Genomic DNA, 2000 nt, shown 5'->3' on the forward strand with positions numbered 1-2000 from the left:
GGCGTGACCGGCGGCGGTACGGCGAATGGCGGCGCGGCTGCCGGTGGTACAGCCGCCGGTGTACGGGAAACGCCGGTCACCCCTCGGGTGCTGCCGGAAGTGTGACGCCCACGGTGTCCTGCCGCGGGAGCTGGGAGGACACCGCAGGTGAGCGTAGCCTCATTTTCATGGAGGTCATGCGCCCAGGCCTGATGCCCTACGACGAGGCGTGGCGGTTGCAGCGCGCGCTGGCCGACCGGCGGATCGCCGACGAGGCGGCCGACACCCTGATCCTCCTGGAACATCCCAGCGTCTACACCGCCGGCCGGCGCACCCAGCCGTGGGAACGCCCCTTCGACGGCACCCCGGTGGTGGACGTCGACCGGGGTGGCAAGATCACATGGCACGGCCCGGGGCAGCTCGTGGGCTACCCGGTGCTGCGGCTGCCCAGGCCGCTGGACGTGGTCGCCTACGTCCGCGCCCTCGAAGAAGCGCTGATCGCGGTCTGCGCGGAGTTCGGGGTGCCGGCCGTCCGGGTGGCCGGGCGCACCGGGGTGTGGACCGCCGACGGGGAGCGCAAGCTCGCGGCGATCGGCATCCGGGTGCGCTACCTGGTCGCCTACCACGGTTTCGCCCTCAACTGCAGCCCGGACCTCGGCGCCTTCACCAGGATCGTCCCGTGCGGCATCTCCGACGCCGGGGTGAGCAGCCTGAGCCGGGAGCTCGGCCGGGCCGTGACCGTCGAGGAGGCCCTGTCCGTCGTGGAACGCCACATGGTCGAGACGCTGACGGCCTTCATCGCCAGGTCACCGAGCGCGACCGGTCTGCCGGTACCGAGCACGACCGGCCCGCCGGCGCCGGGCGCGGACGGCCCGCCAGCGCCCGGCGGCGTGTCGCCGACGCGGGAGCCGGAGCTGGCCCGATGACCATCGACACCACGACCGCCAGCGCCACGCCGACCGCCACCGCGGTCACCACCGCCACGCCGACCGGCACCGCGGTGGCGGTTCCGGCCCCCGAGGGCCGGCGGATGCTGCGGCTGGAGGCCCGTAACACGGCCACGCCGATCGAGCGCAAGCCGCCGTGGATCCGCACCCGGATGCGGACCGGCCCGCAGTACTCCGACATCAAGGGACTCGTCCACGACAAGGGCCTGCACACGGTGTGTGAGGAGGCCGGCTGCCCGAACATCTACGAGTGCTGGGAGGACCGGGAGGCGACCTTCCTCATCGGCGGCGAGGTGTGCACCCGCCGGTGCGACTTCTGCCAGATCGACTCGGGACGCCCCGCGGCCTTCGACACCGACGAGCCGCGCCGGGTCGCCGAATCGGTGCGGACGATGGGCCTGCGCTACGCGACCGTGACCGGGGTGGCCCGCGACGACCTGCCCGACGGCGGGGCGTGGCTGTACGCGCAGACGGTCCGCGAGATCCACACGTCCTGCCCGGGCACCCGTGTCGAACTGCTCATCCCCGACTTCCACGCCCGTCCGGAGCAGCTCGCCGAGGTCTTCGGGGCGGCGCCCGAGGTGCTGGCCCACAACATCGAGACGGTGCCGCGGGTGTTCCGGCGCATCCGGCCCGGGTTCCGCTACGAGCGGTCGCTGGAGGTGCTCCGGCGGGCCCGGGACGCGGGCCTGGTGACCAAGTCCAACCTGATCCTGGGGCTCGGCGAGGAGCCCGCGGAGATCCTGTCGACCATGGCCGACCTGCTCGCCGCCGGCTGTGAGCTGCTGACCATCACCCAGTACCTGCGGCCCACTCCCCGCCACCACCCGGTGGAGCGCTGGGTGCGTCCCGAGGAGTTCGTCGAGCTGCGCGCGCAGGCCGAGCGGATGGGGTTCGTCGGCGTGCTCGCCGGCCCGCTGGTGCGCTCCTCCTACCGCGCCGGCCGGATGTACCAGCAGGCGGTCGAGCGACGCGGCGACGCGGCCGGGAACACGACCGGCAACGGAGCCGGGGGTGAGGCCACCGTCCCGGCCGGCTCCGTCGTCGGCCTCCCGGCCGGCACCGCGACCGGCA

At 73.8% G+C, this 2000-nt stretch carries 2 protein-coding genes; both read left to right on the top strand.

Annotation, left to right across the window (positions count from 1 at the left end; all coding sequences use genetic code 11):
• Positions 1-176 precede the first annotated feature (176 nt).
• A complete protein-coding gene (gene lipB, locus AC5LSR_RS23045; RefSeq protein ID WP_250287132.1) occupies positions 177-905 on the top strand; it encodes a lipoyl(octanoyl) transferase LipB in 729 nt (242 codons plus the stop codon).
• Between the two features lie 74 nt (positions 906-979).
• The coding region (gene lipA, locus AC5LSR_RS23050) for a lipoyl synthase (protein ID WP_493469016.1) at positions 980-2000 on the top strand (1021 nt) is incomplete at its 3' end.

Source organism: Protofrankia sp. CiP1_Cm_nod4 (genome assembly GCF_982290645.1).